The 23,340-nt window shown below is 72.7% G+C and carries 13 protein-coding genes; 7 read left to right on the top strand and 6 right to left on the bottom strand.

Translation table 11 applies throughout. From position 1 onward, the window contains the following. Nucleotides 1-241 precede the first annotated feature (241 nt). Genes ACIBEJ_RS02765 through ACIBEJ_RS02755 form a run of 3 tightly spaced genes read left to right on the top strand, consistent with a single transcriptional unit; the run spans nt 242 to nt 2,750 of the window. Nucleotides 242-694 carry a DUF485 domain-containing protein gene (locus ACIBEJ_RS02765; RefSeq protein ID WP_397180844.1) on the top strand — a complete coding sequence of 151 codons (453 nt, stop codon included), beginning with the start codon at nt 242-244 and terminating at the stop codon, nt 692-694. Continuing rightward, nucleotides 694-2,415, top strand: a complete 1,722-nt coding sequence (locus ACIBEJ_RS02760) for a cation acetate symporter (protein ID WP_397181988.1) — start codon at nt 694-696, stop codon at nt 2,413-2,415. The genes ACIBEJ_RS02765 and ACIBEJ_RS02760 overlap by 1 nt, the downstream gene beginning before the upstream one ends. After that, nucleotides 2,412-2,750 carry a YciI family protein gene (locus ACIBEJ_RS02755; RefSeq protein WP_397180843.1) on the top strand — a complete coding sequence of 113 codons (339 nt, stop codon included), beginning with the start codon at nt 2,412-2,414 and terminating at the stop codon, nt 2,748-2,750. The genes ACIBEJ_RS02760 and ACIBEJ_RS02755 overlap by 4 nt, the downstream gene beginning before the upstream one ends. On the opposite strand, the gene ACIBEJ_RS02750 is transcribed toward ACIBEJ_RS02755, so the two are convergent. Continuing rightward, nucleotides 2,705-3,868: a methyltransferase gene (locus ACIBEJ_RS02750; protein ID WP_397180842.1), complete on the bottom strand. Its 1,164-nt coding sequence runs from the start codon at nt 3,866-3,868 to the stop codon at nt 2,705-2,707. The two genes, ACIBEJ_RS02755 and ACIBEJ_RS02750, sit on opposite strands and share 46 nt — an antisense overlap. Nucleotides 3,869-3,913: 45 nt before the next feature. Between ACIBEJ_RS02750 and ACIBEJ_RS02745 the strand changes: the two genes are divergently transcribed. Genes ACIBEJ_RS02745 through ACIBEJ_RS02730 form a run of 4 tightly spaced genes read left to right on the top strand, consistent with a single transcriptional unit; the run spans nt 3,914 to nt 6,404 of the window. Next, nucleotides 3,914-5,311: a dihydrolipoyl dehydrogenase family protein gene (locus ACIBEJ_RS02745; protein ID WP_397180841.1), complete on the top strand. Its 1,398-nt coding sequence runs from the start codon at nt 3,914-3,916 to the stop codon at nt 5,309-5,311. 24 nt (nt 5,312-5,335) lie between these two features. Beyond that, on the top strand, nt 5,336-5,446 hold the full coding sequence (locus ACIBEJ_RS02740; RefSeq protein WP_397180840.1) for a DUF6807 family protein: 111 nt from the start codon (nt 5,336-5,338) through the stop codon (nt 5,444-5,446). Nucleotides 5,447-5,475: 29 nt separating this feature from the next. Continuing rightward, nucleotides 5,476-5,973, top strand: a complete 498-nt coding sequence (locus ACIBEJ_RS02735) for a DUF6807 family protein (protein ID WP_397180839.1) — start codon at nt 5,476-5,478, stop codon at nt 5,971-5,973. A 5-nt stretch (nt 5,974-5,978) separates the two neighbouring features. Beyond that, complete coding sequence (locus ACIBEJ_RS02730; RefSeq protein WP_397180838.1) at nt 5,979-6,404, top strand: hypothetical protein; 426 nt, start codon at nt 5,979-5,981, stop codon at nt 6,402-6,404. Here the strand turns inward: ACIBEJ_RS02730 and ACIBEJ_RS02725 are convergent. The 5 genes from ACIBEJ_RS02725 to ACIBEJ_RS02705 all read right to left on the bottom strand — a co-directional run bounded on the left by ACIBEJ_RS02725 (nt 6,401) and on the right by ACIBEJ_RS02705 (nt 23,316). Beyond that, on the bottom strand, nt 6,401-7,408 hold the full coding sequence (locus ACIBEJ_RS02725) for a T3SS effector HopA1 family protein (protein ID WP_397180837.1): 1,008 nt from the start codon (nt 7,406-7,408) through the stop codon (nt 6,401-6,403). The two genes, ACIBEJ_RS02730 and ACIBEJ_RS02725, sit on opposite strands and share 4 nt — an antisense overlap. Before the next feature lie 10 nt (nt 7,409-7,418). Next, a complete protein-coding gene (locus tag ACIBEJ_RS02720) occupies nt 7,419-19,889 on the bottom strand; it encodes a hemopexin repeat-containing protein (RefSeq protein ID WP_397180836.1) in 12,471 nt (4,156 codons plus the stop codon). A gap of 76 nt (nt 19,890-19,965) precedes the next feature. Beyond that, the gene (locus ACIBEJ_RS02715) at nt 19,966-20,628 is read right to left on the bottom strand and encodes a potassium channel family protein (protein WP_397180835.1); all 663 of its coding nucleotides are present in this window, start codon (nt 20,626-20,628) and stop codon (nt 19,966-19,968) included. Next, complete coding sequence (locus ACIBEJ_RS02710) at nt 20,621-21,985, bottom strand: TrkH family potassium uptake protein (protein ID WP_397180834.1); 1,365 nt, start codon at nt 21,983-21,985, stop codon at nt 20,621-20,623. Before ACIBEJ_RS02710 ends, ACIBEJ_RS02715 begins: the two co-directional genes overlap by 8 nt. An 86-nt stretch (nt 21,986-22,071) precedes the next feature. Continuing rightward, entirely contained in the window at nt 22,072-23,316 is a 1,245-nt protein-coding gene (locus tag ACIBEJ_RS02705) for an MFS transporter (protein WP_397180833.1), read from the bottom strand. Between the last annotated feature and the right edge of the window lie 24 nt (nt 23,317-23,340).

Genomic DNA, 23,340 nt, shown 5'->3' with positions numbered 1-23,340 from the left:
GGAACACAGCCTGAGCCCCAGGCGCGAAGCGCCCCTCGCGAAGACCTTGCCTTTGGGGTCGCGGCCTGAGCCCTGAGGCGCGAAGCGCCCCTTTTGTGAAGACCTTGCCTTTTGCGCGGAGCACCCCTCTGCGAAGAGCTTGCCCTTTTGGCCAATCGCCGGAATTACCAGCCTGGGGCCCCTATCGTTCGTATCACTGTGGAGTCAACTCGCCACAGATTGTCACAACCAGGTAGGAGTGATGGTGGGGGAGGCGCGGCATCGCGGCGCCCAGGCTCCGCGGGGGTGGTACGCGGGCCTGGCGCAAGACCGGAGGTTCCGGTTACTACGGACGAGGTTCTATCGGCTGGCCATCGGGATCGTCGCCTCGTTCCTGGGCTGGTACTTCCTCTACATCTGGCTGTCGGCCTTCGCGCGGGAGTTCATGGCCCGCCCGGTCGTCGGCCACATCAACGTGGCCCTGCTGCTGGGCGTGCTGCAGTTCGTGTCCACGTTCGCCCTGGCCTGGCGGTACTCCCGCTACGCCCGCCGCATGCTCGACCCCCTGTCGGAGCAGCTCCGGGAAGAGGCCGCCGCCATGGAGGCGGAACGTGAGCACGCCGACCGACTGGCCGCCGAGCGGCGCCGGATCGAGAGCTGGGCGCCGCCGCGCCGTACCGCGGCCCATCGCAGGACCCGGGGAGGCCGCCCGTGATGGGACCGGCGCTGACGTTCACACTGTTCATCCTGTTCATCGCGATCACGTTGATCATCACGTTCTGGGCGAGGGCCAACACCCGCGGCACCGACGACTACTACGCCGGAGGCCGCGCCTTCTCCGGCGCCCAGAACGGCCTGGCGCTGGCGGGCGACTACATGTCGGCCGCCTCCTTCCTCGGCATCGCGGGCATCATCGCGCTGTCGGGCTACGACGGCTTCCTGTACTCGATCGGCTTCCTCGTCGCCTGGCTGCTCACGCTCCTGCTGGTGGAGCTGATGCGCAACGCGGGCCGCTTCACCATGGCCGACGTCCTGTCCTACCGGGTACGGCGCCAGCCCCGCGTGCGCACGGCGGCCGTGGCCTCGACCGTCACGGTGTCGGTCTTCTACCTGCTGGCCCAGATGGTCGGCGCGGGCGCGCTGGTGTCCCTGCTGCTCGGCGTCTCCACGGACACCGCGAAGATCGTGACGATCGTCGCGGTCGGCGCCATGATGATCGTCTACGTCATGTTCGGCGGCATGAAGGCCACCACCTGGGTCCAGATCATCAAGGCGGTGCTGCTCATGGGCGGCACCACGGTGCTGACGGTGATGGTGCTGAGCCGGTTCGGATTCAACCTCAGCGACATGCTCGGCGCCGCCGCCCGCAACAGCGGCCACGACGGGTTCCTGCAGCCCGGCGGCCGGTTCGGCAAGGAGGTGGCGGGCGACCCGCTGCGCACGCTGGTCAACAAGCTCGACTTCATCAGCCTGGCGCTGGCGCTGGTGCTGGGCACCGCCGGGCTCCCCCACATCGTCAGCCGCTTCTTCACGGTGCCGGACGCGCGGGCGGCGCGTACCTCGGTGAACTGGGCGATCGGCCTGGTCGGCGTCTTCTATCTGATGACGCTGGCGCTGGGGTTCGGGGCGACCGCGCTGGTGGGGCAGGACGCGATCGCCGCCCAGGACCCGGCGGGCAACGCCGCGGCGCTGCAGCTCGCGCGGGCGCTGGGCGGTGACGTGCTGCTGGCGTTCATCGGGGCGGTGGCGTTCGCGACGATTTTGGCGGTGGTGTCGGGGCTGGTGCTGGCCTCCTCGACCTCGCTGGCGCACGACTACTTCGGGCACGTGCTGATGTTCGGGCGGCCGAGGGAGTCGCAGGAGGTGGCGGTGGCCCGCTTCTCCTCGTGCGTGATCGGGCTGCTGGCGATCGGGCTGGCGGTGATCGCCCGCCACCAGAACGTGGCGTTCCTGGTGGCGCTGGCGTTCGCGATGGCCGCCTCGGCGAACCTTCCGGCGATCGTGCTGTCGCTGTTCTGGCGGCGGTTCAACTCCAGCGGCGTGGTGGCCGGGATCTACGGCGGCCTCGGGGCGTCGGTGCTGCTGGTCGTGCTGTCGCCGGTGGTCTCCGGCAAGCAGGACCCGGTGACCGGGCGGTCGCTGTCGCTGCTGCCGGCCGGGGTTGACTTCCACGTGTTCCCGTTGGAGAACCCGGGGCTGGTCTCGATCCCCTTCGGGTTCCTGTGCGCGGTGCTGGGGACGCTGCTCAGCGACGAGAAGGTGGATCCGGAGCGTTATCAGGAGCTGTCCGTGCGCTCGCTGACCGGCACCGGCTCCCACCGGGCCCCGGCACGCCGCAACAGACGCAGACGGAAGGAAAGCGGTAAGAAGTCGGTAACGGGCCTGCGCCATGGTGAAGGCACACAGACCGACACACCGCAGGGAGAGACCCCATGAAGTTCGCTCTGGTCTACCAGTACGACCCCGCCCAGACCTCCCCGACCGAGGCCGAGATCCCGGAGTGGATGGAGCTCGACAAGCAGCTCCGCGAGTCGGGTGAGCTCGTCTACGACTGCGGTTTCCACGCGGTCGACGCGGCCAGGACGTTGAGCCTGCGCGACGGCGCGGAGAACCTGTCCGACGGCGTGGCCGCCACCTCGGGCAACGTGGCGGCCGGGTTCGTCGTGGTGGACGTGCCCGACGTCGAGGCCGCCCTCACCTGGGCCAGGAAAATCCCGACGGCCCGCTACGGCGCGGTGGACGTGCGCCCGCTCGTCGAGTGGGAGGGCTGACCCTTACGGGCACGCAGCACCACGAACTTCGGGTCGGCGGCCATCACGTCGCAGTTGCCGAAGATCCGGCGCAGCTTGACGTGGTAGCCGAGGTGCCGGTTGCCGATCACCCACAGCTCTCCCCCGGGCCGCAGCGCCCGCCGCGCGCCGGTGAACATGCGCCAGGCCGTCGTGTCGCCGGTGGCCTGGTGGAGGTGGAAGGGCGGGTTGTTGAGCACGAGGTCGAGGGTGCCGGGCTCCACCCCGGCCAGCCCGTCGGCCAGCAGAAAGCGGGCGGCCCCCGGCGGGGCGTTGACCCGGGCGGAGGCGATGGCCTGGTGCGACTCGTCGGCGTAGACGATCGTGGCCTCGGGGTTGCCGAGGGCCGCGGACATGCCGACGACGCCGTTGCCGCAGCCCAGGTCGGCGATGGTCACCGCCCCCGTCGTACGCGGCAGGTGGGCCAGGAAGAAGCGGGTGCCGACGTCGAGCCGGTCGGCGCAGAACACCCCGGCGTGGTTGACCACGGTACGCCCGGAGGCGGGCCCGACGCCGTCCGGCAGGTCGTAGGCCAGTGGCCAGGGGTTCGCGCCGGGCGACGGTGACGCCGGCGTACTGAAGATCAGCCGGGCCTTCTGCTCGGCCAGCGACGTCCGCGTGGGCCCGACGATGGTCTCGAACAGCCGCAGCGTCGAGGTGTGGATCTCCTTGACCATCCCGGCCCCCACGACGACCGTGCCGGGGTGCAGGGACGGCGCCAGCCGGTGGAGCTGGTCCTCCAGCAGGGCCAGGCTCTTGGGCACCCGCACGAGCAGCGTGTCGACGCGCGGCGGCGGCTCGTCCTGAGTGGACAGCAGCCGGACCGCGTCGGCGTCGACGCCGTTGCGCTTGAGGTTGGCGCGCGTGGCCTCCTGGGCCAGGTGGGAGTCGGAGATCTGGACCGGCCGGTGGGGCGCCAGCGCGGTCGCCAGCGCGCCCCACCGGTCGAGGGCGATCACGACCTGGCCGGGGTCGGCCGGTTCGCCGAGGTGGCGCAGGAGGTAGGCGTCGGCGGCGTCCCACGCGCGCAGCGGGTCGCGGGGGTCCTCGGGGTGGCGGGTGAGCTCGAGCTCGCCGCGTGACGTGGTCAGACGGTTCATCGTGCGTTTCAGGCTAGCGTGGTGGCCGACAGAGGGGAGACGCGTGTGGACGTGGACGTGGTGGTGATCGGCGCCGGACCGGCCGGTGAGAACGTCGCCGGTCGGGCGGTGCGCGGCGGGCTGAGCGCCGCGGTCGTGGAGGAGCACCTGGCCGGAGGCGAGTGCTCCTACTATGCCTGCATCCCGAGCAAGGCGCTGCTGCGCCCGATGGAGCTGGCCGCCGAGGTGTCGCGGATGCCGGGCCTGAGCACGACGCCGGTGGACGCCGCGGCGGTGCTCGCGCGGCGCGACGAGGCGATCTCAGGGCTGGACGACGGCGGCCAGGTGGAGTGGGTGGAGAAGCTGCCCGCGACGCTGCTGCGCGGCCGCGGGCGGCTGACCGGCCCGCGCGAGGTCGAGGTCACCGCGCCCGACGGTACGGTGACCCGCCTGCGGGCCCGGCACGCGGTGGTCCTGGCGACCGGGAGCGTGCCGGTGATCCCGGATATCCCGGGCCTGGCGCAGGCGCGCCCGTGGACCAACCGGGAGGCGACCACGGTGCGTCAGGTGCCCGAGCGCCTGGCCGTGCTGGGCGGCGGCGTGGTGGCGTGCGAGATGGCGCAGGCCCTGCACGCTCTGGGCGCGCGGGAGACGACCCTCCTGGTGCGCGGTTCCGGGCTGCTGGGCAAGATGGAGCCGTTCGCCGGGGAGCTGCTGGCCGATTCCTTGCGGAAGTCGGGCATCGAGGTGCGTACCGGCGTCTCGGTGGAGCGGGTGGAGCGGGCCGAGGACGGGCCGGTCACCGTCCACCTGGCGGACGGCTCGTCGGTGGAGGCCGACGAACTGCTGGTGGCGACCGGGCGGCGGGCGGCCGTCGGCGACGTGGGGCTGGAGAGCGTGGGCCTGGCGGCCGAGGGGCCGGTCGAGGTGGACGACAGCATGCGGGTGCCGGGCTTCGACTGGCTGTACGCGGTCGGCGACGTCAACGGGCGCAACCTGCTCACGCACATGGGCAAGTACCAGGCGCGGGTGTGCGGTGACGTGATCGCGGCGCGCGCGGCGGGCGAGCCGGACGACGGCCTGGCGCTGCGGGACAGCGCGGACGGGCGCGGGGCGCCGCAGGTGGTGTTCACCGACCCGCAGGCCGCCTCGGTGGGGCTGACCGAGCGGGAGGCGCGGCGCCAGGGGATGGACGTGCGGGTGGTCGACTACGACATGGCCTCGGTGTCGGGGGCGTACCTGCTCGGCGACGGGTATGTCGGGCGGGCCAGGATGGTGGTGGACGAGTCGCGCCGGGTGCCGGTCGGCGTGACGTTCGTGGGCCCGGGCGTGGGCGAGCTGCTGCACGCGGCGACGATCGCGGTGACGGCGGAGGTGCCGCTGGAGAGGTTGTGGCACGCGGTCCCGTCCTTCCCTGCGGTCAGCGAGATCTGGCTGCGCCTGCTGGAGGAGTACGGGCTGTAGGGGAAGGGATCCGCGCCGCCCGCCTTGAAACCGCGCACCCTGGACGGCGACGTGGTCACGGGCTACCGCCCCCACGACCACCGCTGGCACAAGGGCCTGCAGATGACCGCCTCTCCCCCGGCACCGAGCGGCTGACCTGGTGGACGCGGGCCGGGGAGCGGTGGGTGGAGGAGACCCGCCGCTTCCGCGTCACCGTCGAGGGGTCGTGGTGGCGGCTCGACTTCGCGACCACCCTGCGCAACGTGCGCGGCGCGGACCTGATGTTCGGCAGCCCCACGACGCACGGCCGCCCGCTGGCCGGATACAGCGGCCTGTTCTGGCGCGGCCCCCGCGACCTCACCGGCGGCACGATCCTGTCCTCCGAGGGCAGGTCGGGCGAGGACATGATGGGCCAGGACGCCCCCTGGCTGGCCTACACGGGCCGGCACGACGAGGTGGACCGCGCCTCGACGCTGCTGTTCCTGAGCGGTCCCGGCCAGATGTGGTTCGCCAGGAACGCGTGGTTCCCCGCCGTCAACCCCTCGATCGCCTTCCACGAGGAGGTACGGCTGCCGCCCGGCGACACCCTCGACCTCGCCTACGCCCTGGTGGTCGGCAACGGCGCCTGGGATCGCGAACGGATCGAGGAACACGTGAGCCGAGCCGAGCCGCCACGCGTCTAAGGGGTATGAAGATCTGGCGCCTCATCCTGTTCCCCGCGCTGCTGCTGAGCCTGGTCGCCGGGCTCGGCCTGCCCGCCCGGGCGGAAGCCGTACAGCAGCGGAAACTGCTGGTGGAGCTGCGCAGGGAGGGCGGCTTCGCGGGGTTCGACGACCGCGTGAGGGTCTACACCAACTCCTGCGTACGGCTCAGCCGCCGCACCGGCCCGACCGTCGACAAGTGCCTGACCAGGGCGGAGTGGCGCACGCTCAGGGCACACCTGAAGCGGCTGAAGCTGGGCAGGTCGCAGGCCCGCCCGCAGGGGGCCGACTTCCTGAAGTACACGCTGACCTACCGCGGCCACCGCGTCAGCAAGTACCACCTCACCAAGACCTGGTCCCCGGTGGTCAGGGACCTGGAGAAGGCCCTGGAGAAGTACTGGGCGCCCGACTAGCTGCCCTGGCGGTGGGGGCGGGCCGGGTCGACCTTGGCGTCGCGCAGCGCGTTGTTGATCAGGTCGTAGAACTCCTGCGCGGTCTTGACCTGCGGGTTGGCGAGCATGGCGTTGGCGATGACGGCGCTGCGGGCCTCGGTGAAGCTGGGGTTGTCCTTCTTGAGGGACTTCAGGTAGCGGGCGGGCTCGTGGGACCAGCCGATGCCCGGGGCGAGGCGGCGGTAGAACGGCGAGAGCCGGTCGTCGAGGTCGTCGGGGCCGACGGAGTTCTCCAGCACCTCGACGATGCGGTCGCCGACGTGGTCGGTGGGCGAGTTGTTGTCGCGCATGGCGTAGTAGATGACGACCTTATCGTGCTTGGTGGAGACGCCCCGCTGGTCCTGGCCGGCGGCGTACATCTTGAACTGGCGGAAATACCGTGAGACGGCGGGGTCGGTGTAGAGCTGGGTGAGGTTGCGGGCGATGCGCAGCGCCGCGTCCTGGTTGTTGACGTTGACGACGATGCGCCGCGCCTTGCCGTCCAGGCTGGCGTCGTCGCGCGCGGCGTTGCGGTTCTCCACGCGGAAGTAGTTGCCGGTGGAGTCGAGCTCGGCCTCGAAGTCGCCGCCGCCCTGGGGCTCGACGCTGTAGACCCGGCCGCCGTCGGCTCTGAGCCTGCGCATCGCGGCCTTGTCGACGCTCCGGTTCAGGTAGCCGTTGTCGGCCTGCGCGACGAAGTTGTAGACCTTGGTCATGGTGACGCCGTCCTGCATGGAGAGCCTGCGGTCCTGGCCCTGGTAGAAGCGGTTGTACACGGCCCGCAGCGCCCGCTTGTCGGCGTCGGAGCTGAGCGTCTGGCGCTCGGCGTCGGTCCAGGCGGGCACCGAGGTCAGGCGCTTGGTCTTGGGCTTGGTCACGCCGCCGCCACGCGGGCGGCGCAGGTCGGCGCCGGTCGTCGTCCCGAGGCTGCGGCGGCGGGTGCGCGAGTTGGTGTTCTGCCGGTTTCTGGTGGTGTGGGCGGGCATGGCGTGCCTCCTAGAGTGCCCGGTAGGTCAGGACGAGGCCGAGGCCGGCGAGCGCGTTCTTGTCGCCCTCCACCACCAGCGCCCACGGGGCGCCGAGGCCGAGGCCGGGGGTGCGGGCCGGCTTGCCGTGCTCCAGCGCGAAGCGCGGATCGCCGTTCACCAGGAAGCGGGCGGCGCCGCCGTCGAGGTCGTAGCGGGCGTAGACGCCGGTGATCTGGCGTCCGCTCATGCCGGGGAACATCTCGGGAGACAGCGGCAGCGTCAGCCCGCGCGTCTCATCGTCGGCCAGGAAGTCCTCCCATTCGGCCGGGAAGTCGGCGGCCACGTCGAAGAACCGGGCGGCCGGATACGGGCGCAGCATGCCCTTGACCGCGTTGGCGAAGACCTCGCCGCCGGTCCGCGCCGTGTAGCGCAGGGTGACGACGACGTCGGCGAGGTCGGCGGGAGTCCGTCCGGACAGCTCCAGCCGCCACGTGGACACCGCGCCGCACCCCTCGAAGGGCAGGTAGCGGTCGTCGTCGTAGCGCAGCTCGAACAGGCCGTTGTTCTCCATGCCCGGCTCCACGTGCGACAGCGCGATCTGCTGGCCCGGCCGCCAGTCCGCCCGCAGCGCGGCCGGCGGCGCGCCCTTGGGGTCGAGCAGGTAGGCGACCGCCTTCGGGTCGGGCTCCAGCACCGTGCGCCCGGAGAGCTGGGTGAGGACGGCGTTGACCGGCTGGGCGGCGTCGAAGGCGAGCGCGATCGTGCGCACCCGCCGCCGGTAGTGGCCGGGGAAGTCGCGGTCGAACATCGCCTCGCCGAGCGAGAACTCGCACCTGCCCGTGTCGCGCAGGGTCAGCAGCGCGAGCGGGTCGAGGTCGAGCAGGGAGATCTGCCGGGTGATCTCCAGCTCGCGCGCGGAGCCCTCCAGGTGCGCCTTGCCGAGCCGGTCCAGGTCGAGGGCCAGGCGCTCGCCCGCCATCAGGCCGCCGCGCCTGCTCTCCCAGTAGACCGGCCCGATGTACGGCTCGCCCGCCCGGCCCGTCTCGTACTCGTAGGCGCGCTCGGCGGCACGGGCCAGCTCGTGGGCCAGGTGGTAGCACTGGAAGTACATGCCGGCCAGTTGCCCCGACATCCACTGGTAGAGCTGCGCCCCGGCGAACTTGCCGGTGAGGAACGCGGCCACGGCCTGCTGGTGGGCGAGGTCGTGCTCGAGGATCTCCAGTTCCCGCCTGGCCGTCCCGAGCCTGAGCTCGGCGGCGGCGATCTGGTGCCCGAGCTGGGTCAGGTCGCTCCTGGCCAGGGCGAGTTGCAGGCGCCATTCCTCGCTCGCGCTCTCGTGCTCGGCGCGGACCCCGAGCAGTTCGCCGACCACGCTGAGCCCCTCGGCCGTCGTCGTGGAGATCTCCGCGGTCTGGTCGAGGGCGTCGCCGAGCTGGTCGCCGCCGAACTCCACGCCCATGATGAACGGGCCCATGAGCGCCTGCGGCGTGCCCGAGGCCAGCGCCGAGGCGATCTTCAGCCCGCTGCCGACGAAGTGCATGGCCGCCGCCGCGGCCATGGAGTCGAGCTGGGCCCGCTGGGTGGCCGTGAGCCCGGTGGCGAGCAGCCGATCGTAGTGGGCGGCCCGATCCTTGGCCGCGGCCTTGGCCGCCTCCAGCTCGTTCAGGCCCTCGGCCGCGATGCCGACCTCCGCCTCCTTGATCGCGCGGGTGAGGTCGAGGATCGTGCCCTGCTGCCGGTTCTGCAGCAGCGCCAGCTCCTCCGCGTCGCGCCGCTCGAAGGCGCCGAGCAGCTCCGCGCCGAACTGGCGCAGCCTGTCGGCCAGCTCCTGCGCCTTCCTGAACACCACCGGGAAGCGGTGGTGCGGCACGGGCACGGTGAGCGCGCCGGCGCCGGCCCCGTCGGCGGCGCCGTTCATCGCGGTGCCGCGCACCAGCGCCATGACGTCGGCGGGCGGCTCGAACAGCGGCACCGGCTGAGCGATCCCGTGGATGTTCAGCGACTGCCTGATCTTGCGCAGCCGGTCCTCCACGCGCGACCAGTACGCCCCGAACTCGGCGTTGCCCGGCACGTGGAAGTACGGCTCCGCCACGCCCGCGTGCACCTCCCCCGCCGCCTCCAGCAGGCTGCCGCCCGCGGTCAGCTCGGCCGGCGCCGTGCCGTCACCCGCCACCGGCAGCCGCGCGTACGGCAGCGCCGGCGACGGCTGCCGTGGACCGTAGCCGAGGTCGCGCTCGCCGAGCAGGTCGTGGGCGAAGACGTAGAGCATCCTGGCCTCGTCGATGCTCTCGGCCGTGTGCTGGGCGAACAGCAGGTCGCCCCAGTCGAGCAGGTTGTCGACGTAGGCCATGACCACCCAGCGCCGGTAGGCGGACGGGCGCAGCTCGGCGATGGCGTGCGGGTCGCGCGGGTCGTCCATGTACGCCTTCATCAGCGCGCCCCGGTCGCCCATGAGGGCGTACTGGCGGCCGAGGCGGGCCATCATGCCGATCCGCTCGCGCAGCCGCCGCGCCGCCTCACGGGTGCGCGGCGTGGTCCCCTCCGGTACGGCCGGCCGTACCGTGGACAGGGAGGCGAGGAAGTCGAGCTCGCGGCCGTCGAGCTCGCGGTGCTGCAGGAACGCCTCGTGCAGCGGCTCCAGCCGGGCCAGGTGCGCCTCCAGCTCGGCGGCCACCGCCTGCGTGGGGGCGCCGAGCTCGCGCAGGTCGGTGCGGCAGCCGTCGACGAGCGCGCGCACGTCGGCGGCCAGGAACGGCACGAAGCGCCAGTGGCCGCCCGGCTCGGTGGGGTCGAAGACGTACTCGTACCAGCGGCGGGCCTCCTCGAAGCGCTGGGCGCCGTTGAGCGCCTGGGCGATGAGCAGCGGCGCGTGGAAGAAGATCTCCCAGTAGTACAGGCCGTTGGCGCTCTGGAAGTCCAGGTGCGTGCCGGCCGGCACGCCGGAGGGGAACACCTCGCCCTTGACCTTGATCATGATCGCGGTGGACGGGTCGGCCGCCTCCGCGCTGAAGGCGGGCAGCTCGTCGATCTCCTGCGTCTCGGGGTGGAGCAGCGCCGCGACGCCGCCGACCAGCAGCCGCCGGTTGAGCTCGTAGGCGGTGCTGGAGGTCAGCCGGACGATCTCGTGCGGCAGCGCCGCCCACTCGTAGGGGCGCGGGATCGGCACGCCCTTGGGGTAGGCGGCGTAGTTCTCGCCGGTGAAGACGTAGAGCAGGTTCTCGGCGTCGAGCACGCCGGAGATCGGGCCCGGCAGCGAGCGCCAGTTCTCGGCGACGGACAGCGTGAACCGGACCGTGCCGAGGTCCTGGCCGGGGCGGCGCCGGCCGTACAGCGCGCCGGAGAAGGCGTAGCGGCGGAAGACGGCGTTGACCCGCGACGGGATCGGCTTGGGGTAGCCGGCGTCGATGTAGTCGGGCACGCCGCCGCCCGCGGGAAGCGTGTAGCGGACGACCTGGAGCTGGGAGGTGAGGTAGAGGTGGTCGCCCTCGACGTGGGCGGACTCGACCGCGCCGCTGGTGACGATGGAGGTGGCCACGCGGCCGAGGTCGCGGGTCCGCCTGGTCTGCTCGCCGTCGGTGTAGGTGCCGGCGGCGTTGTCGAAGACGTACTCGTGGCCGCCGAAGGTGAAGGCGACGCGGTCGTCGGCGTCCTCGCGGCCGCCCACCGCGCGCAGGAAGCGCTTCACCGGCGACTCCGAGCGGCGTCCCGGCACGGCGAGCAGCGTGTCGAGCGCGCCGGAGCGGGCGTAGCCGTCCTGCGACAGGAAGTGCTCGACGTCGCCGGGGCCGCGGAAGGCCGCCTCGACCCTGCGCCACTGCGGGAGGTTCTCGGCGTTGCCCGCCAGCGGCAGCGGGTAGTCGGGGTCGAGGGTGCCGAACGTCCGGCCGGTGTAGCGGTAGTACTCGTCGCCGGAGAAGAGGTAGACCTGCTCGCCGCGGACCAGCACCGCGTCCACGACGCCGGTCCTGACCAGGTTCGTGTCGACGATGCCCCACCGGCCGGCCGTGGACTCCTCCGCGCCCTGCTCGCCGTCTGCCGACAGGACCGTGTAGCGCTTGGCGCCGTTGTCGAAGAAGTAGCGCGCGCCGGAGGAGGTCACGAAGGCCGCGTCGATCCGGTTCCAGGGGGGCAGCTCGCCGGAGGCCGAGGTGATCGGCCGCAGCTCCGGCTCGTCGCCCGGCACGGCGGTGATGGGCCGGCACAGGAAGCTGCCGCCCTTGTGGTCGACGCTCATCCACGGCCCGTCCGTGGACCCGACGGGCATGGTGAAGGGCACGACGCCCTCGGCGGCGACGGTCTCGTCGAAGATGTTCGCCGGCTCGGCCGCCCGCGGGGGCTGGGCGACCTCGACGGCGGCGCGGCTGGCGTACAGCTCGGGCGTGAGGACGAACGAGGAGCTCTCGCTCACGCCGCCGACCTGGTAGGAGCAGGTGACCACGATCGTGTCGTGCTCGCCCACCGCCTGCCCCGGCACCGTCCGCGAGGCCTGCACGGACAGGGTCACCGCGCTGATCGGCTGGTCCTGCAGCTCCTCGACCGGCAGCTCCTGCGCGGCGACCCACTCCTCGGTGAGGTTGGAGAAGGAGTAGCGGATCCTGATCCGGTAGGTCGGCGGCGGCGCGCTCACCTCCCGCTTGCCGTCCTTGGGCTTCTCGGAGATGGTGGTCGTCCCCGTGACCGGCGGGGAGACGGTCTCGACGACCGGCCAGAAGACGAAGATCCGGCCGAAGGCGTGCACGGGGAAGACCTTCTCGACGTCGATCTGCACGCCGACCTTCTGCCAGGGCTGCCAGGTGGCCGAGAGCCTGTCGCGGTCCCTGAACTCCGCGGCCCGGCAGTAGTAGCGCATCGGCGCGGTCCTCGTGCGGCCGAACAGCACCAGCCGCCGCTCGCCCGGCAGCGCGTCGTCGGCGGTGTAGACGTAGCCGCCGGCGATGGCCAGCCGCGAGACCTCCGTGTACTCGTCCAGGTACCGCTTGTAGGCGTGCTGCACCCCGTCCTCGGTGATCTCGCCCTGCAGCAGCTCGTCCTCCAGCGCGCGGAAGGCGGGGGTCTTGCCGCCGCGCAGCTCGGGCCGCAGGTAGTTCTCCGGGTGCAGGAAGACCTTGCGGTTGGCCTCCCAGAGCCGGTAGTTGCGCATCCAGGCCCACCACGTCCTGATCCGCCGCCTGACGGTCTCGGGCTCGCGCCCCTCAGGCAGGCTCACGCGCTCCAGGTCGAGCAGGTAGCGGTGCAAGAAGAGCTGGGTGGCCGCGATCGCCTCGCGCACGGGCGAGGTGCGTCCCGCCGCGCCCATCTCGACGTCGATGAGCAGCCGCTCGAACAGCTCCTTCGGGGTACGGCCGGCCGCGACGCAGGCCAGGAGCGCGTCGCGCCTGAGCACGTTGAGCTCGTCGCGCACGGTGCCCGACAACGTGGCCCAGTCGGGCCGCCCGGCCAGCAGCCGTTCCAGGGCGCCGGCCGCCGTGACCGGGCGGCCCGCGCGCAGCGGCGCCCAGATCTCGGCGTGCAGCCGCGAGGGGACCGTGCCCATGCGCCCGGCGACGGTGAACAGCGTGTCCAGGCGCAGCAGGAACTCGATCTCGAAGCGCGACTCCTCGGCCGTGGGCGTGTGCAGGAGCCCGGTGTTGCGCCGCGCCCAGCGCACCTCGTCGAGGTCCCAGCCGAACAGGCCGCACAGGAACGTGTACGGGTCGGCCTCGCCCTGGTCCAGGAAGCCGGCCAGGCCGGGGCGCGCGGCCGACAGCTTGGCGAAGGCGGCGATCGTCCGCAGGTCGCTCAGCCGGTAGTCGGCGGCCTCGGCCCAGCGGTGGCGTATCCGCTGGGGGAAGGTGCGGTCGATCCTGGCGAAGCCGGGACCGGAGTAGCGCACGAACAGGTCGTCCTTGAGCAGGTAGGTGCGCTCGTGGAGGGTGAAGGCGGCGTCGGGGCCGCGTTCGAAGGTTCCGGGCAGGTCGCCCCAGTCGTCCTGGACCGTGCGCGGGTAGCCCTCTTCCACCTGGTCGAGCGCTCCCGGGCGGTAGCGGACGTACTGGCCGGCGCGGAAGGCGTGGATCTCGCCCGCCGGGGTGGCGAAGGCGGCGTCGAGGGCGCCGGTGAAGTTGTTGCGCACCCGGCCCCAGGTGCCGGCGATCGGGCGGAGCCGGCCGTGGTCGAAGCAGTTCCCGCCCTTGAACAGGTGGACGGCGTCGGCGGTGGCGAAGGCGGCGTCGATCCCGTCCTGGAACTCCTGCGGCAGGCCGCGCGTGGCGGGCAGGTCGCGGGGCAGCCAGGCGGCGATCGTGCGCGGGTAGCCGTCGTCCACGTGGTCGAAGGCGGTGCCGGTGTAGCGGACGTACTGGTCGCCGGAGAACAGGTACGTGCGCCCGCCGCTGACCAGCGCGGCGTCGACGCGGCCCCGTGCGGCCAGCGTGTTGCGCACCCGGCCGAGCTGCTCCAGGCTGTCGGAGGCGCTCGCCGTCCTGGAGGCCACGTGGCAGGAACCGCCGGCGAAGACGTAGACGTTGCGCGGGTTGGCCAGCACCGCGTCCACGCGCTCGGTCTCGTCGAACGCCTCGGGCAGGGCGGCGAAGGGCTCCTCGGCCCGCAGGTTCCCGGCGATCTGCTTGGGATAGCCGGGGTCGGTGTAGCGGTACTCGGGGCCGGTGTAGCGGACGTAGCGGGGGCCGGAGAACAGGTAGGTGTGGCGGCCGATCACCGCGGCGGCGTCGATGGTGCCGCCCTCGGCCACGAACGGGTTGCGGGACCTGCCCCACCGCTCGCGGATGGGGGCGGGGGGCTCGCCGTACCTGGTGTAGTGCCGTTGGAAGAAGAAGTAGGTGGCGCCGTCGGCGGCGGTGAAGGCGGTGCGCAGGGCGTCGCCGGGTTCGAGGTCGCGGTCGTAGCCGGGCCAGATGCGCTCGACGGGGCGCGGGTAGGACCAGTGGGCGGCCCGCTCGTCGTACTGCAGGCAGTGCTCGCCGTAGAGCAGGAGCGTGGTCTGGCCCTGGGACAGGACGGCGGTGGGGATCGGGTGGCCCTCGGGGCGGTAGTGGGCGGGGACGTCCCAGAAGCCGGAGTCGGCGGTGACGGGGTGGCCGGGGTCGGGTTCGGCGTAGGAGGCGCCGGAGTAGGCCACGTAGCGTGTCTTGCCGCCGGGGTCGGGCTTCTCGAACAGGTAGGTGGTGCCGTTCCTGACGTAGGCGAGGGCGACGCTGGTCAGGCCGCCCCAGTGGGCGGCGATGGGCTGGGGGTCGGCGTCGGTGACGGTGGCGGCGCCGGTGTAGGAGACGAACTGGTCGCCGCTGAACAGGTACGTCTTCCCATCCCTACCGACAAAGGCGGCATCGACCGTGTTGTCGTGATAAATCCGGTTATGGGGGTGGCCCCACTCCTCCGCCAGCGGGTACTCCTTGCCCAGCCTGGCGTTCAGGCACGCGGCGCCCTTGAACAGGTACGTGGTGCCGTCCGCGCCGGTCAGCACCGCGTCCAGGCCGCCGCGGAAGGCGTCGGGGACCGTGCGCAGCGTTCTCGGGCGGGCCGGGTCGCCGCCTGAGGTGTCGGCCTCGACGGACGGGAGGTGGCGCCACGCGCCGTCCCGCTCGGCCATGATCGCGCCGTCCTCCAGGAAGGCGCAGGTGACCGGGACGCCGTCGTAGCGGCGGTAGAGGGAGTCGGAGACGACGTGGCAGCGGTCGCCGCGGAAGAGGTAGACGTTGCGCCGGTCGGCGAAGGCGGCGTCCAGGCCGTCGAGGGGCACCCGCAGCCCCGCCAGGCGCGGTTCGCCCGGCAGCGCCGACAGGGCGCGCGGGTAGCCGTGGTCCACGACGTCGAAGCGGTCGTCGGTGTAGCGGACGTACTGCCCGCCGGAGAACAGGTAGGTGTAGCGGCGCGGGATCTCCACGTCTCCGGCCTGTTCGACGGCCTGCGTGACCAGCGTCGCGTCCACCCGCCCGGTCCTGGCCAGGGTGCAGTCCACGTTGCCCCAGAAGGAGGTGACCTGCGCGGGGTAGCCGTCGTCCGCCTTGGTGTAGTCGGCGCCCGAGTAGCGCACGTACCGGCCGTCGTCGCCGAAGACGTAGGTGCGGCCGTCCATGCCGGCGAAGGCCGCCTGGACGCGGCGGAACGGCAGGCTGTCCCAGTGGTGCCCCAGCACGCGCGGCTCCGACCACCAGCGCCGCTTGTTGTCGTGGACCACGAACCACTCGCCGGAGAACAGGTAGGTGAGGTTGTCGCGGCCGGTGAAGACCGCGTCCACCTCCATCGGCTCGGGCAGGTTCCACCAGTTGTCGGAGACCGGCTTCGGGAAGCCCTCGTCGGGGACGGTGTAGTCGCGGCCGGAGTAGCGCACGTACCGGCCGTCGCCGAACAGGTAGGTCCTGCCGTCCAGGACGAATGCGGCGCCGACCCGGTCCAGGCCGCCCCAGTCGCCCGCGACGCGCCGGGGGTAGCCGAGGTCGGCCGTGGTGTAGTCGGCGCCGGAGTAGCGGATGTAGCGCTCGCCGCTGAACAGGTAGGTCCTGCCGTCCAGGCCGACGAAGGCGGCGTCGACCATGCCGCGGGGCAGCGGCTCGGGCAGCACGCCCCACACCCGCGCCGCCTCGACGGGCTCGCGCCCGCCCGAGACGGCCATGCCGTCCTTGAACCGGTGCAGGGTGCCGGAGGCGTCGGCGAAGGCGGCGTCGAAGCGCTCCTCCACGCGGCGCGGGTAGCCGTCGTCCACGTGGACGCCGTCGTTCTCGATGCTGTCGGTGTAGCGCACGACCTGGTCGCCGCGGAACAGGTGGACCTTGCCGCCGTCGACGTAGGCGGCGTCGAGGCCGGTGGCGCCGTCGAAGGCGTTGCGCACCCGCCCCCACGTGCGCGCCGTCGGACCGCCGTCCACCGCCTCCCCCTCGCCGGTGCTCACCTGCCAGGCGTCCGCGGTGAAGGTGTACGTGCGGCCGTCGCCGCCGTAGAACTGGGCGTCGATGCCGGGGGCGGCGGCGCGCGGGAAGCCCTCGTCGGCGAAGGCGTGCTCGCGGCCCGAGTAGCGCACCCGCTGGCCGCCCGCGACCAGGTGGATCCGGCCCGCGCCGTCCACGTGCGCGCTGTCGATCCTGGCCGGGTCGTCGAAGGCGTTGGCGACCCGCCCCCACTGCTGCTCCCTCGGCGCCCAGCGGGTGCCGCCGGGCGCGCGGGTGAAGGAGCGGGCCAGGCCGTCGGAGCCGTGGCCGACGATCCACTCCTCGCCGCCGGGCAGTGCGAAGGCGGCGTCCACCGCCTCCAGCCCGGCGAAACGGGGCGACAGCTCGCTCAGCGGGTGCGTCAGCTCGTCCGCCCTGGCCAGGGTGGCGGCGGAGTAGAGCAGGTAGTGGTCGCCGACGAAGACGTAGACGTGGCCGTCGGCGCTCTCCAGCAGCGCGTCGAAGCGGTCGGTGCCCGGCGGCAGCACCAGCGGCTCGGGGAACTTGCCGACCAGGTCCTGGTCGTGGAAGGCCACCGCCACCTCGGCCGGGTCCAGGCCGAGCTTGGCCGCCAGCAGCGCGAAGCGCCTGACGCGCCGGTGCGTCAGCCGGAAGCGGGTGTCGGCCGCGCCGTCCAGCGCGGGCGGCACCAGGACGGCGAGCGCCTCGTCCATGCCGCCCGCGACGGCCGCGCAGATGGCCTCCGCGGTGGCGGCCGAGACCCCGAGGGCGTCCTGGAGCACGTCCCCCAGCGCCGCCCGCTGCCGGCCCGCCTGCCGGGCGAGCGCCACGCCGATCTCGGCCATCGCCGCGCTCGTCTCGGTCGCCGCCGTGTGCAGCAGGAAGAACACGTCCTTGGCGTAGTCCTCCAGCCCGTCGAGCCGGAAGTCGAGCGCCCCCGCCACATTGCGGAAGAAGTCCAGCCGCTCCAGCGGTACGGCCAGCCCGTCGTCCAGGTCACCCCGCTCGACGAGCAGCCCGATCAGCCCGTCGCGCTCGTCCTCGTCGAACCCCAGCTCCGCCAGCGCCTCGGCGTCCAGCCGGTACGGCCGCTGCCCGGCCCTGATCTCCTCCAGCCGGGTCGCCGCCGTGGCCGCCTCGGCCGCCGTGAACCCCGGTAGCCCGTCCGCCGGGGCCGTGCCCGCGGCGTCCAGCGCCCACAGGGGCAGGCCGTCGCCGGGCTCCGGTGGCTCGTCCAGGGTCGCGGCCAGGGCGTCGAGGACGCGCTGGGCGGCGGCCTCGTCGGCGACGGGACCGAAGTCGTCGGCGGTGAAGGTGAGCAGGTCCGCCTTGAAGGCCGCGATCTGCCCCTGCGCGGCGTCGAGGATGGCCCGCCGGTGCGGATAGAACTCCAGCGCCAGCGTGAAGTCCGCGGGCCGCAGCCGGGCCAGCGCCGCCTTGTCCACGTAGGCGCCGTCCGCGTCCAGGTAGCCGTTGAAGCGCAGGCTCGGGATCGGGTCCTGCCCGCCGTACAGGCCGAGTTCGGCCACGAGGGGCTCGCCGGCGAACCGCGCGGCCCGCTCGCGCAGGACGCCGAGCACGGCGGCCGCCACGTCGCCGAGGTCGACGTTGACCTCGACCGGCCCCAGCACCGTGCCCTCGTCGTCGACGACGCCGTTGTAGAGCAGGTTGTCGTAGAACTCGGCGCGCTCGGCCTCCGACAGCCCGGTCAGGGCCGCCAGGTCCGACGGGTACAGCCGTCCCTCGCCCGCCTCGGCCAGTGCGGCGACGGCCTCGGCGTGGGCGGTGAAGTCGCGGGCCACGGGCCGGTCCTCGACGGGCTCGGCGAGCAGGCCGCCCTCGGCCAGGTGGCCGATCAGGACGAGGTTCGTGAAGATCTTCCCGGCCTGCCGCTCGCCCAGGCCGAGCCCGGTGAAGTCCTCCTTGGTGATCACCGCGAGGTCGTGGACGGCGTCGTAGGCGGCGACGCGCACCGTGGCCGGGTCGAGCTTGAGCAGGCGGGAGTCGTGGCGGGAGACCACGCCGTCGTCGTAGGCGGCCAGCACGTCGTGCACGACCTGCGCGGCCCGCGGGCCGAAGCGCTCTCCCGCGAAGACCCTGGGCTCCAGCGCGACCCGTCCGAAGCGCTCGGCGATCGTGCCGAGCAGCGCCTCCCGCTCGGCCGCCTCCTCCGGCGGGCCGTCGAGCACGGCCTTCAGCTCGCCGCCGCCGAACCCGGTCTCGCGCGTCCAGGCCGCCAGCGCGTGGAGCGTCTCGACCAGCCAGAGCGCGCCGCCCGGGTCCGCGCCCTCCAGGATTCGGTGGCAGTCCTGGGCGTCCGGCGCCGGGCCGCTCAGCACGGGGAAGGCGGCCTGCCGGTGGAGGGCGGGGTCGCTGTCGAGGGCGTCCAGCAGGTCGAACAGCTCGCTCACCGAGACGCCCAGCGTCCCGGCCAGCCGCCCGCCCCGCAGCAGCAGCGCCCGCGCCGGCCAGGTGTCCTCCGGCCGGTCGAACGGGCTGAGGGCGGCCGGGCTGGGGACGGTCGAACTGGGAGCGGCCGGGCTGCGGGCGGCCTCGCCGTACCTGGCGCGGTAGCGGGCGACGACCTCGGCGATCTCGCTCTCATCCAGGCCGGCCGCGTGCGCCAGGTCGTGCCGGTAGCGCTTGTTGTGCGCGCCCAGCAGATCCCCGGTCCAGGGCCCGAGCCCGGCCAGCGCCGCGTGCTCCTCCCCCGCTCCGGTGCGCAGCGCGGCGGGCGACACCAGCACGCACAGGTCCCCGACGCCGAGCCCGGAGGCCGCGCGCAGATGGGCGAGCGCCGCGACGACGCGCACCGCCGCCGCGTCCACCCGCGCCTCGTTGCAGGTCCGCAGCGCCAGGCAGAGCTCCGTCAGCGTCCACCCGGTACGGCGGGCCAGCCGCACGAACCGGTTGACCAGATCCAGCCACTCGACCGGCAGGGCCGCCTCGGCCCCGTCCCAGAGCAGCCTGGTGCGGGTGGCGTCGACCGAGGCCCGCACTCCGGGCAGCCCCAGCAGCTCCCCGAGTTCGGCGCTCCCGAGCCCGAGGGCCCGGCGGAAGCGCTCGGGCTCCTGCAGGTTCGCGATCGGGTCCCGGCTGCCCAGCCCGTACAGCGCCTTGACGCCGTTGGCGCCGGTGACCGGGGTGGTGATGACGCCGATGTCCTCCTCGGACAGGCCGAGGTGGAGCCGGGCGATCAGGTCGTGCCCGGCGGCGCCGGTGAACAGCCGCGCGAACTCGACCGGGTCCACCCCGAGGTGGCGCAGGTGGTTCTTGACCCGCTCGTGCCCGGCCGAGAACGGCAGCGCCAGCGGGTGGCGCCGCTCCAGCAGTTCCTCGTCCGGCGGCTTGCCCTCGACCAGGCGCTCCAGCACCCGGTTGACGATGTCGAGGTAGGGGACGGCGGTGAAGGTGTTGGCCGCGTCCAGCGGGATCTCCCCCAGGTCCGGACGCCGGTCCAGGACCGGCACGCGGCCGAACGCGCCCTCCATGAGCCGGAAGAGCTCGACCAGGTAGGCCGCGGGCGAGGAGACGGTCCGCGCCTCCTCCCCCTCCCTGAAGTCGAGCTGTCCGAAGAGCTGGGCATAGCTGGGCAGCGTTCCGTCTTCGCGCACGCGATCCCCCTACGTATGACGACCGGTAGTCGGCCGACTCATGTTCCGTCGTGACGGAGGGGAGCGATACTGGCGGCTACGGTAGTTCGGCGAACCGTTCGACGTCCTCGGTCCTGCCCGACACCAGGACCACGTCGCTGTAGACGAGTTCGGTGTCGGCGGTGGCGTAGGTGAACTCCTCGTTCTCGCTCTTGACCGCGACGATGGTCACGCCGTACTTCTTGCGCAGGCCGGAGCGGCCGAGCGGGATGCCGGTGTACTCCTTGGGCGGCCGGCTCTTGACGAGCGCGAAGTTCTCGTCGACCTGCATGTAGTCGAGCATCCGGCCGCTGACCAGGTGGGCGACGCGCTCGCCCATGTCGTGCTCGGGGAAGACCACGTGGTGGGCGCCGATGCGGCGCAGGATCTGGCCGTGCTGCTGGCTGATGGCCTTGGCCCAGATGTCGTCGATCTCCAGCTCGGCCAGCAGCGAGGTGGTGAGGATGCTGGCCTCCAGGTCGCCGCCGATGGCCACGACCGCCCGGTAGAAGTCGGGGACGCCGAGCTGGTTGAGCGTCTCCATGTCGGTGGCGTCGGCGGTGGCGATGTGCGTGATCCGCCCGGCCAGCGACTGCGCGTTCTTGGCGCGGTTGTCGATGGCCAGCACGTCGGTGCCGCGCCGGGTCAGCTCCAGCGCGATCGCGGTGCCGAAGCGGCCGAGGCCGATCACCACCACCGGGTCGCTGTTCTTCTCAGCCAACGAGGACCCTCTCCTCCGGGAGTTCGTAGCGGCGGGTGCGCTCTTTCATCGCCAGAGCGGTCCCCAGGGTGAGCGTGCCCGTTCTGCCCATGAACATGAGCAGGGTCAGGATGATCTGCCCGGCGGGCGGGAGCTGCGCGGTGATGCCCGTGGACAGGCCCGTCGTGGTGAACGCGGAGATCACCTCGAACAGCACCTGGTCGAGCGCGAACGGGCTGATCACCAGCAGCAGGTACGTGGCGACCACGACGACGGCGACGCTGATCAGGCTGATGGCGATGGCCTGGCGCTGCACGGAGTCGGGCACCCGGCGGTGGCCGATGTTGACCCTGGGCTCGCCGCGCAGCTCGGCCCAGATGACGAACGCGAGCACGCCGAACGTGGTGACCCTGATGCCGCCCGCGGTGCTGGCGCTGGCTCCGCCGATGAACATGAGCACGTCGGTGACCAGCCAGCTCGAGGTGTGCATCTGGCCGATGTCGACGGTGTTGAGCCCGGCCGAGCGGGTCATGGTGGAGGCGAAGAAGGCGGCCAGCAGCTTGCCGCCGTCGTCCAGCGGGCCGAACGTCTTCGGGTTGTCCCACTCGGCCACCAGCAGGAACAACGTCCCGACCGCCAGCAGGCCGATCGAGATCCAGACGGTCAGCCTGGTCATGATGGACCACGATCCCGGCCGCCGCCAGGTGCGCATGAGCTCGAAGACCACGGGGAAGCCGAGCCCGCCGACGATGACGGCGGCCGAGGCGGTCAGGCTGATCCACGGGTCGGTGACGAACCTGGTGAGGCTGTCGGGCCACAGGGCGAACCCGGCGTGGTTGAAGGCCATGATGCTGTGGAAGACGCCGTAGTAGGTGGCCTGGCCGAGCGGCTCGCCGTACCCGATCATCCAGCGGCCGGCCAGGACGGCGGCGAAGACGGCCTCGCAGGTCAGGCTGAACACGACCACGCGGCGCGCGATCGAGCGCACGTCGGCGACGCTCAGCATGCTGGTCTCGGCCTGGGCCAGCAGCCGGAAGCGCAGGCCGACGCGGCGGCCGACGAGCACCGCGAACAGGGTCGCGAACGTCATGATGCCGAGGCCGCCCACCTGGACGAGCCCGGCGATGACGATCTCGCCGAAGACCGACCAGTGGGTGCGGGTGTCCACGACGGCCAGGCCGGTGACGGTGACCGCGGAGGTGGCGGTGAACAGCGCCTGGACCACGCCGGCGTCGGGGCCGACGGTGGCGATCGGCTGCATGAGCAGGAACGTCCCGGCGAGCACGAGCAGGCCGAAGGAGGTGACCACGACCTGTGCCGGGTGGTGGAAGCGGGCGAGGATGGCGGCCGTCCAGCGGGCACGCCTGCTGAACGCCATCACGGCCGGCCGCGCTCCCCGCGTGCGCGTCCCAGGCCACCCGTCGCCACCATGGCGCCGATCCTAGCCATCTCCGCCGCCGCGCCCTACCTCTGGGTGAGGCTGTCCTCGGACTGCCGCGCGCCGTCGCCGCCCCTGCCGCCGCGGCGGCGCAGCAACCTGGTCAGGTACGGCCCGGCCAGCACGGCCAGCACGACGACCCCGGCTCCCCTGGCCAGGCCCGCGTACCCGATCCACGACACGACCGTCCCCGCGGCCAGTGCGCCGGCGGCGGCGGTGAGCTGCATGAGGAAGTCGGAGGCGCCCTGGGCCATCGGGCGGCGCGGCACCGGGATGGCCGTGGTCAGCACGATCGACCCGGCGAGGAACCCGGCCGACCAGCCCGCGCCCAGCAGCACGAGCCCGGTCCCGACGACCACGGGCCCGTCGCCCGACTGGAGTACCACGGCCGCGGCCGCCTGCAGGAGCAGGCCCGCCACCAGCAGCCGTCCGGGCCCGAGCCGGTCGGCCAGCAGCCCGACCAGCGGTCCCGGCAGGAACATGGCGGCCACGTGGAAGCTGATGACGACGCCGATCACCTGGAGGGTGGCGCCGTGGTGGTGCAGGTGGATGCCGGCCATGTTCATGAGCGCGATCATGACGGCGTGCACGGTGACCATGGCCACCAGTCCGCGCCGGGCGGCGGGGATGGAAAGGACCGTGCGCACCGCGCTGCGCAGCGGGACGCGCTCGGGCGCGGCGACCAGGCTCAGCGGGTCGGGACGCAGGCCCAGCGCCACGATCAGCGCGCCGAGGGCCAGCAGCGCGGCGGTGACGACGAACATCCCGGTCATCGGCGGCAGACCGGGGATGATCCGGTCGGCGAGCGGGATGAGCAGCGGGCCGGCCACTCCCCCGGCCAGCGAGGCCCACTGCAGCAGGCCGAGCGCCTGGCCGGGCCGTTCGGCCAGGTCGGTGGCGGCGAAGCGGGCCTGCAGCCCGGCGGCGATGCCGCCTCCGGCCAGCAGGCAGCCGAGGAGGACCAGCGCGAAGGAGTCGAGCCGCTGGCCGGGCACGATCAGCAGCACGCCGACTCCGCTCAGCAGGGAGCCGGTGGCGATGCCGGCGCGGCGGCCGTGCCGTACGGCGAGGGCGGCCAGCACGATCGTGAACGCCAGCGCGCCCGAGGTGATGAGCGCCTGGGAGAGTCCCGCGAGGGTCTGCGAGCCGGTCATGTCCTCGGCGAGCAGGGGCAGGACGGGGCTGAGGACGCCCATGACGACGGTGCCGATGACCTGGGAGAAGAGGAGGACGACGAGGGTTCGCCGCTGGACGAGCCTGATGTCGGTCATGTCGTCCATGCTGGGGTGCGGGGC

Origin of the sequence: Nonomuraea sp. NPDC050790 (assembly GCF_044456745.1) — a bacterium.
GTDB lineage: Bacteria > Actinomycetota > Actinomycetes > Streptosporangiales > Streptosporangiaceae > Nonomuraea.
This window is presented reverse-complemented; position numbering and strand designations above follow the sequence as displayed.

Excerpts from the sequence above, each read along its gene's own strand:
- ACIBEJ_RS02750 (WP_397180842.1), bottom strand. The coding sequence starts at position 3,868 with ATGAACCGTCTGACCACGTCACGCGGCGAGCTCGAGCTCACCCGCCAC.
- ACIBEJ_RS02730 (WP_397180838.1), top strand. The coding sequence starts at position 5,979 with ATGAAGATCTGGCGCCTCATCCTGTTCCCCGCGCTGCTGCTGAGCCTG.
- ACIBEJ_RS02765 (WP_397180844.1), top strand. The coding sequence starts at position 242 with ATGGTGGGGGAGGCGCGGCATCGCGGCGCCCAGGCTCCGCGGGGGTGG.
- ACIBEJ_RS02760 (WP_397181988.1), top strand. The coding sequence starts at position 694 with ATGGGACCGGCGCTGACGTTCACACTGTTCATCCTGTTCATCGCGATC.
- ACIBEJ_RS02710 (WP_397180834.1), bottom strand. The coding sequence starts at position 21,985 with ATGGCGTTCAGCAGGCGTGCCCGCTGGACGGCCGCCATCCTCGCCCGC.
- ACIBEJ_RS02705 (WP_397180833.1), bottom strand. The coding sequence starts at position 23,316 with ATGACCGACATCAGGCTCGTCCAGCGGCGAACCCTCGTCGTCCTCCTC.
- ACIBEJ_RS02725 (WP_397180837.1), bottom strand. The coding sequence starts at position 7,408 with ATGCCCGCCCACACCACCAGAAACCGGCAGAACACCAACTCGCGCACC.
- ACIBEJ_RS02755 (WP_397180843.1), top strand. The coding sequence starts at position 2,412 with ATGAAGTTCGCTCTGGTCTACCAGTACGACCCCGCCCAGACCTCCCCG.